This window comes from Streptomyces sp. NPDC004561 (assembly GCF_053602155.1).
In genome coordinates, this window is sequence record NZ_JBSGDB010000415.1 from 1 (window position 1) to 7737 (window position 7737).

The following is a 7737-nucleotide window of genomic DNA, read 5'->3' on the forward strand; positions in this document are numbered from 1 at the left end:
TCACGCCAGCGGTAGAAGGTGCGGCGGGAGACTCCGCCCAGCTCCTCCAGGACCTGCCGCACGGTGAGGAGTTCGTCGGTGTGCCAGGGCGCGGTCCGCAGCAGTTCGGCTCCGGTCTCCTGCTCCCCCTCGGCGACGTCGAACCAGTTGATCAGGAGCGGTTCGGTGTCCTCGGGCCTGGCCCACCAGGCGGCGCGGGCCACGGTGCGGCCGTCGCGCACGGCGATCCGTCGCCAGTCGGGGCGGTAGCGGGTGCGCCGGTGCTTCTCACCGAAGGCCAGCGGGTCGGGCATGGTGTCGAAGAGATGGGCACTGCTCTCGTCGAGCGTGCGGATGACCACGGCGGTCATGGGTTCCTCCGGGATGCGTGCGGGGGGGCGCGCTCCCGGTCAGGCGTGGCACACCCGGGCGACGGGGAGGGGAGGGGGGAGCGCGGGATGACAACGGCCATGACGCTCGCCTCCTTCCGTCCGTCTCGGGCGTGCGGTCACACGCTAGGCGGGCCGGGGATTCGGCGTCCAAGGGTTTTCGGGTAGCCGATGCGCCCGCCGCCGACAGCGGGCCCTCGTCCCGGTGGCGGCGTAGCGTGGGCACGTGGGAAGGGTGCGCGGCGGATCGTCGCGTGGGGTCCATGACGACCGCGGCTGGTTGCGGGGAGCGCCGCCGCCGCGGTGGGTGCGGCTGCTGCCCGTGCTGCTGCTGATCGCGGTCACCCTGGCCACGGCGGTCACACCGCACGCCAGCGATCTGGGTTTCCTGCTGGGGGCGATTCCCCCGCTGGCCGTGCTGTCGTACGGGCCGGCCGCGACCGCCGTGCTGGGTGCCCTGGTGATCGTGGCGCTGAACCTGCCGTCCACCCATCTGAACCGTCCCGGCAACACCGACCTGCTCACCATCGTCTTCGTCGCCCTGCTCAGTGTGTTCGTGTCCTACGTGCGCAGTCGCCGGGACGCCCAGCTGAGTGCGGAACGCGCGATCGGGGAGGCCGTGCAGCGTGCGGTGATGCCGCCGCTGCCGGAGCGGGTCGGAAGCGTCGGCTGCGCGGGCTTCTACCGGGCCGCCGAGACCGACACGCTGGTGGGCGGGGACTTCTTCGACGTGCGGGAGGGCCCGTACGGCGTACGGGCGGTGATGGGCGACGTGCGGGGGCACGGGCTGACGGCGGTCGCGTCCGTGGTGTCGCTGCTGGGGGCGTTCCGGGAGGCGGTGCTGGACCAGCAGGACCTGGAGGCGGTGGCGGGCCGGATGGACCGCCGGCTGGAGGTGGACTCCTCGGGTGACGGGGAGCTGTTCGCGACCGCCGTGCTGGTGGAGTTCGCCGCCGACTCGCGGGCGGTGCGCGTGGTGGCCTGCGGGCATCCGGCGCCCGTCCTGCTGGAACGGGGAAGCGCGCGGGAAGTCGCCGTCGCGCCGGGCACTCCGCTGGGGCTCGGGATGGTCGGTGTCGAGCCGCCGAAGGAGGCCACGGTGCAGCTGGAGCCGGGCGACCGGCTGCTCGTGGCCTCCGACGGCGTCTGGGAGGCGCGGGACGGCTCAGGCGACTTCTATCCGCTCCCCGAGAGACTGGCCGACCTCGCGGACACCGGGTACGACCAGCTCCCCGACGCGGTGTGGGCGGACCTCGATCGGCTCGGCTACGAGGTCCGCGACGACGCCACCATGCTCGTGCTGGCCCCCGACCCGGCCGGTCCCGGCGCCCCCACCGGCCGCTAGGCGTCCTGACCCGTGCGTCACCTCTCGTACCGCAGGAAGCGGTCCGTCACGCCACGTCCAAGAGGAAGCGGTCCCTCACCCCACGTCCCACAGGAAGCGGTGGGTGTGGATGGCGAAGTAGGGGAAGGACTGGACCTCGCGGATGCCCTCCAGGGGGCGGACCACGTCGTTGACGAAGTCCAGCAGGGCCTTGGGACCGGGCGCGACCACCTCGGCGAACAGGTCGAATCCGCCCGAGGTGAGCACCGAGTACACGACCTCGGGCTGCTCGGCGAGGGCATCGGCGACGGTGCGCGGGTCGCCGTCGACGCCGATGCCCAGCAGGGCCATGGCCTGCCCGCCCATTGCCATCGGGTCGGTGACGCCGACCACCTGGACCGCCCTGGAGTCCAGCAGGCGCTGGAGCCGCTGCCGGGCCGCCGAGGCGGACAGGCCGACCTTGGGGCCGAGGTCGGCGTAGGCGATGCGGCCGTCGGTCTGCAGCTCGCGCAGGATGGCCCGGTCGATCTCGTCCACGCGTGTCCTTTCGTGCGTCGGGCGCCGGCCGCGGCGTTCAGCCGGCCAGCTCGGCGAGGGCGGCGGCGAAGACCTCGGTGTGGGTGTCGACGTCCTGCTCGGTGGTGTCGGGGCACATCAGCGCCATGTTGTGGAAGGGGGTCAGCAGGATGCCCCGGTTGGCGAGGTACAGGTGCAGGAAGTCCTCCAGCTCCGCGTCGGAGGCCCCCGCGGACTCCGTGCCGGTGCGTGGCGCCGGGGAGGTGAAACGGTACTCGGTGCGCGCGCCGAGCCGGCTGACGGACCAGGGCAGCGCGTGTGACTCGATGCCGGCGCGGACCCCCGCCTCGAAGCGTTCGGAGAGCTTGGCCATCCCGGCGAACGCCTCGTCGGTGAGCACCTGCTCCAGGGTGGCGCGGGTCGCCGCGACCGACAGGGCGTTGCCGGCCAGGGTGCCGCCGACGCCGCCCATGTCGACCAGGTCCAGGTCGGCACGGCCCAGCAGCCGTTCGGCGAGCTCGGCGGACAGGCCGTAGGCGCCGGCCGGGATGCCGCCGCCGATCGCCTTGCCGATGGTGAGCAGGTCGGGTTCGAGGTCCCACTCGGCCGTGCAGCCGCCGGGGCCCGCGGAGAAGGTGTGGGTCTCGTCGTTGATCAGCAGGGCGCCGTAGCGCCGGGTCAGCTCGCGGACGCCCGCGAGGTAGCCGGGTTCGGGCAGGACGATGCCGATGTTGGTGAGGGCGGGCTCCATGAGGACCGCGGCGACGTCGCCGTGGGCCAGTTCGCGCTCCAGTCCTTCGAGGTCGTTGAACTCGGCGACCCTGCTGGTGAGGGTGACGTCGCAGGGCGCGCCGACGTTTCCGGGGCGCGCGGTGCCCGTGCCGTCCGGGCCGACGACGATCAGCGACTCGTCCACGCTGCCGTGGTAGCAGTAGCTGTTGACCAGGATCTTCGGGCGGCCGGTCACGGCCCGGGCGAGGCGGATCGCCCAGCGGTTGGCGTCGGTCGCGGTCAGCGAGAAGCTCCAGCGGGCCAGGCCGAACCGGCGGGTCAGCTCGGCGCCGACCCACTCGGCGTCCTCCGTGGGCAGCATGGCGGTGGCCCCGCCCTGTTCGGCGAACCGCACACGCACCGCCTCGGTGACGGCCGCGGGCGAATGGCCGGCCATCGCGCCGGTGTCCCCGAGACAGAAGTCGATGTACTCGTGCCCGTCCACGTCCGTGACCCGGGCGCCGCGTGCCCCGGCCAGGTACCGGGGGAAGGCGCCGGCCGTCTTGTTCATCCAGGTCATCGGCACCCGGCCGAAGAGGTGGTCGGCCCGCACGTAGGCCGCCCGCGAGCGGGGGTTGCGGCGTTCGGCCTCGGCGCTCTCACGGGCCAGTAGGTCGTGCAGACGCGTGCGGTCCATGGGGTACCTCGCTGGTGACGGTGACGGAATGCCGAGAGCGTACGACTGGAACGACGGCACACTCAAGAGCTGACGCATGAATCGATTGCCACTACAATCGAATCGAGTGCAGAGACGAATCTGCGGTAGCTGAAGGTGTGCCCCGCCTCCCCTCCCCCGCCCGACGAACCGGCGCGCGGGGTTCGAACATGCCGTCTTAAACGCCAGGCCGCGCCACCCCTTCCGCCAGGTAGAAATATCTACGAGCATGCATATGCCGGGTTGCTGTGCACGCGCACGGAGTGCCCGGTCACGGCCGCTTCCTGCGCCCATGGCAGGCGAGCGAGGACATCCGGAGCGGTGCATGACGAACACGATGTGGATGCGGGGCGTGGAGTGGCTGGCGGCTGCGGCCCCCGACCCGCGCGCGTGCAAGTGGGAGTGGGACCACGGCGAGGGGATCTCGCTGCTGGAGGCGGGGCGCTTCTGGGACGTGCTGAGCGTCCCCGAGCGACTGGGGCTGCTCACGCTCGACCTGCTGTGGCGGCCGGGACTGCCGGTTCCGGGGCCGACCCTGGTGGACACGGTGGCGGGGCGGGTCGGCTTCTTCCTGCCGCCGGATCCGTCCGGGGGCTGGGTCGGCGCCGGGCTGCGCTACGCGACCAAGGGCTCCTGGGTCGCCGCACCGCCGCCGTACCGGCCGGCCCGCTCCCTGGAGTGGCTCGTACCGCCCGACGGCACCGGCGCCCTGCACCTGCCCGGCACCCTGGAGGAGGCGCTGCGGCAGGCGAACGGCACCCTGGCCGTCCTCGCACCGCTGTGCGGGCAGTAGCAGGGGTCCGCCGCCCGTCCGACGAACATTGCGCCACCGCTCCCGGCCACCGGGTGGGCACGCCGCCTGAGCCCCGTACGGGCCGACGGGCGCCGTGGGGTGGGCGCTCCTATGCTGAGGAGTCCGGACTTCGGCGTCCCGCCCACCGCACGCACCCCGTCGGGTGCTTGGAGGCAGCCCATGTCGCATCCATCCGGACGCCTCCGCAAGGGGGCCGTGATCGCCGTGACGGCGGGGGCGTTGATGTCGCCGCTCGCCGCAGGACCGGCCGGGGCGGCACCGATGCCGGCCGCGCTCACCGCCGGCTCACCCAGCCCCTCGCCCACGGCACCCGACGTACGCGCCCTCACCCCCGCCCTCGCGCGGCAACTCGACGCGTCCGTGCAGCGGGTGATGCACGAGGCGCACGTACCCGGCGTGAGCGTGGGCATCTGGACGCCGGGGCAGGGCAGTTACGTCCGCTCGTTCGGCGTGGCCGACAAGAGCACCGGCCGGCCGATGACGTCGGACCTGTACATGCGCATCGGCAGCGAGACCAAGACGTTCACCGTGACCGCGCTCCTCCAACTGGTGGACCAGGGCAAGGTGCGGCTGGACGATCCGATCGGCACGTACGTGCACGGGGTGCCGAACGGCGACCGGATCACCCTGCGCCAGCTGGCCGGGATGCGCAGCGGGCTGTTCAACTACTCGGAGGACGACGGCTTCTTCAAGGCCCTGACCTCCGACCCGCAGCGCCCCTTCACGCCCCAGGAGCTGCTCGACTACGCCTTCAGGCATCCGGTGATGTTCCAGCCGGGCCAGAAGTTCTCCTACTCCAACACCAATCTGATCCTGCTCGGACTGGTCGTCGAGAAGGAGAGCGGCCGACCGCTCGGGGACTACATCAAGCAGCACGTCCTCGGTCCGGCCGGCATGGGGAACACGCTCTTCCCGACGGGCAACGAGTTCCCGGCGCCGCACGCGCAGGGATACACCGACCAGACGGCGACCGGCGCGGTCGCCGACACGGCCGACTGGAACCCGTCCTGGGGCTGGGCGGCCGGGGCGATGATCTCGACACTGCACGACCTGCACATCTGGGCGCCCACGGTGGCCACCGGTCAACTGCCCGACGGCCGGCGGATGATCAGCGCCGCCGCCCAGCGGCAGCGGCTCGTCACTCCGGCCACCCCGATCCCGGGCGCCGGTTACGGGCTCGGCATCTTCAACGTGCGGGGGTGGATCGGCCACAACGGCTCCCTGCCCGGCTACGAGTCGCTGACCGTGTACCTCCCGGCGACGCGGACGACCCTCGTCGTGCTGCTCAACACCGACATCGACCATGCCGGTCAGGAGCCCAGCACCCTGTTCGGCGAGGCGATCACGCGGATCATCTCCCCGCGGCACGTGTTCAACCTGCCCGCCGAACCGGCGGCCCGCTGAGGGTCGTCACCCGGCCGGCTCGCCGGGCGAGCCGGATTTCACCGTGTGCAAGCGACCGATGACACGGTGTACTTGACGGTGACCGACACACCGGAGGCCGACCGTCTGGAGACCGTCGTGACCGGCACCGACCGCATCGCCCTCGATCCCTTCGGCTCCGACATCGCGGCCGAGAGCGCCCGGCTGCGCGCCCTCGGCCCCGTCGTGCCCGTCGAACTGCCCGGCGGCATCCCCGCCTGGGCACCCACCGGTTACGACACCCTCAGGGACCTGGTCCTCGATCCCCGCGTCAGCAAGGACGCGCGTCTGCACTGGCGCCTCTGGCCGGAGCTGGACACGCACCCGTCCTGGAGCTGGGTGGCGAACTGGGTCGGCGTGGTCAACATGCTCTCCACCTACGGCAGCGACCACGCCCGGCTGCGCAAGCTGGTGGCCCCGAGCTTCACGCACCGGCGCACCGAGGCCATGCGGCCGCGTGTGGCGGCCCTGACCGGCGAGTCGCTGGACGCGCTGGAGGCCGCGGGGGCCGGCGGCCGGGTGGTGGACCTGCGCGCGGGGCTCGCCCACGCGCTGCCCATGCGCATGATCTGCGAACTGCTCGGCGTCCCCGAGGAGTTACGGCCGGACGCGGCGCGGCTGATCGCCGACATCATGGACACCTCCGATGTGAGCCCCGCCTTCGCCGCGTCCGTGCACGAGCGGATCGGCGCGGTACTGGGCGCGCTGATCGCCCATCGGCGGACGCACCCGGGCGACGACATCACCACGGAGCTGATCCGGGTCCGGGACGACGAGGGCGACCGGCTTTCGGACCAGGAGCTGCTGCACACGCTGCTGCTGGTGGTCGGCGCCGGGTTCGAGACCACCGTCAATCTGATCGGCAACGCGGCCGTCGCCCTGCTGACCCGCCCGGTGCAGCTGGCGGCGGTGCGCTCGGGGACGGTCGGCTGGGACGCGGTGGTCGACGAGACGCTGCGGGTGCATCCGTCCATCGCCGCGCTGCCGTTGCGGTTCGCGGTGGAGGAGCTGAAGGTGGGGGACGTGACGATCCCGGCGGGGGACGCGATCATCACGACGTACGCGGCGGCCGGCCTCGACCCGGCGCACTACGGTCCGGACGCGGCCGTCTTCGACGCGGCGCGGGAGGCCGGGGACCATCTGGCGTTCGGGATCGGGGTGCACCGCTGCATCGGGGCTCCGCTGGCCCGGCTGGAGGCGCTGACCGCGCTGCCCGCCCTGTTCTCCCGTTTCCCGGGGCTGCGCCTGGCGGTCGGCGCCGGCGAGCTGCGGCGGGTGCCCTCGTTCATCGCGCACGGCTGGCAGGAGATACCGGCCCGGCTGGGCGACTGACCGCTGGGCGAGATGGGGCGCGGGGCCCCGACCGGTCCCCCGTTCCGGTCGTGCCCCGCGGAATGCCGAACCTACGTGCGCCGTCGGGCCGGAGCCAGCGCACCGATGCCCGGCACGGCCCGCGCGGCACTCACCCGTGCACAGCCGAGTCCGGTTGGTCACGGTTCGCCGGGCCCAGCGCGGGCACGGCCAGTTCGCCGGTGACGAGATGGGCCAGCACGACCTCGTACAGATCGGTGCCGCCGGTCAGCAACCGGCGTTCCAGGACGGGTTCGGCGGCCCGGACGTGCTCGCGTACGGTCTGGGCGTGCACGCCCCGCGCCTCGGCGGTGTGCTCGGCGTTCGCGTCGGCGGCGAGCCAGGCGCGCAGGGTGCCGCGCAGATCCCGGCCGTCCCCGTCGAGGCGGCCGAGCAGGCCGTCGGCCCAGGAGCGCAGCGCCCCCGTGCCGAGCAGCCGGTACGCCGTCCTGTTCGGCGACCCGCAGCTCGCCCTCACCGCCGTGAAGCGCGTCCTGGAGGTCACCCCCGAGGAGGT

General features: G+C 72.9%; 8 protein-coding genes. 4 read left to right on the forward strand and 4 right to left on the reverse strand.

Features of this window, described 5'->3' with window-relative positions:
• A partial coding sequence (locus tag ACWEN3_RS36115; RefSeq protein WP_452979842.1) for a helix-turn-helix domain-containing protein occupies positions 1-104 on the reverse strand: 104 nt, incomplete at its 3' end.
• Between the two features lie 490 nt (positions 105-594).
• Here ACWEN3_RS36115 and ACWEN3_RS36120 point away from each other — a divergent pair.
• Positions 595-1713, forward strand: a complete 1119-nt coding sequence (locus ACWEN3_RS36120; RefSeq protein ID WP_452979824.1) for a PP2C family protein-serine/threonine phosphatase — start codon at positions 595-597, stop codon at positions 1711-1713.
• 75 nt (positions 1714-1788) lie between these two features.
• On the opposite strand, the gene ACWEN3_RS36125 is transcribed toward ACWEN3_RS36120, so the two are convergent.
• Both ACWEN3_RS36125 and ACWEN3_RS36130 read right to left on the reverse strand, forming a co-directional pair.
• The gene (locus ACWEN3_RS36125; protein ID WP_452979827.1) at positions 1789-2229 is read right to left on the reverse strand and encodes an Lrp/AsnC family transcriptional regulator; all 441 of its coding nucleotides are present in this window, start codon (positions 2227-2229) and stop codon (positions 1789-1791) included.
• Between the two features lie 37 nt (positions 2230-2266).
• Positions 2267-3616 (reverse strand): transaminase, encoded by a 1350-nt coding sequence (locus ACWEN3_RS36130; protein ID WP_452979830.1) that lies wholly within the window; start codon positions 3614-3616, stop codon positions 2267-2269.
• A gap of 343 nt (positions 3617-3959) precedes the next feature.
• On the opposite strand from ACWEN3_RS36130, the gene ACWEN3_RS36135 reads away from it, so the two are divergent.
• The 3 genes from ACWEN3_RS36135 to ACWEN3_RS36145 all read left to right on the forward strand — a co-directional run bounded on the left by ACWEN3_RS36135 (position 3960) and on the right by ACWEN3_RS36145 (position 7202).
• Positions 3960-4427, forward strand: a complete 468-nt coding sequence (locus ACWEN3_RS36135) for a hypothetical protein (RefSeq protein WP_452979833.1) — start codon at positions 3960-3962, stop codon at positions 4425-4427.
• Between the two features lie 180 nt (positions 4428-4607).
• Positions 4608-5852 (forward strand): serine hydrolase domain-containing protein, encoded by a 1245-nt coding sequence (locus ACWEN3_RS36140; protein WP_452979836.1) that lies wholly within the window; start codon positions 4608-4610, stop codon positions 5850-5852.
• Positions 5853-5969: 117 nt separating this feature from the next.
• Positions 5970-7202, forward strand: coding sequence for a cytochrome P450 family protein (locus ACWEN3_RS36145; protein WP_452979845.1), 1233 nt, complete (start codon positions 5970-5972; stop codon positions 7200-7202).
• A 130-nt stretch (positions 7203-7332) separates the two neighbouring features.
• Here ACWEN3_RS36145 and ACWEN3_RS36150 read toward each other — a convergent pair.
• The coding region (locus ACWEN3_RS36150) for a helix-turn-helix domain-containing protein (protein ID WP_452979839.1) at positions 7333-7737 on the reverse strand (405 nt) is incomplete at its 5' end.

Coding starts and splice junctions, on each gene's coding strand:
- ACWEN3_RS36140 (WP_452979836.1), top strand. CDS start 4,608: ATGTCGCATCCATCCGGACGCCTCCGCAAGGGGGCCGTGATCGCCGTG.
- ACWEN3_RS36135 (WP_452979833.1), top strand. CDS start 3,960: ATGACGAACACGATGTGGATGCGGGGCGTGGAGTGGCTGGCGGCTGCG.
- ACWEN3_RS36130 (WP_452979830.1), bottom strand. CDS start 3,616: ATGGACCGCACGCGTCTGCACGACCTACTGGCCCGTGAGAGCGCCGAG.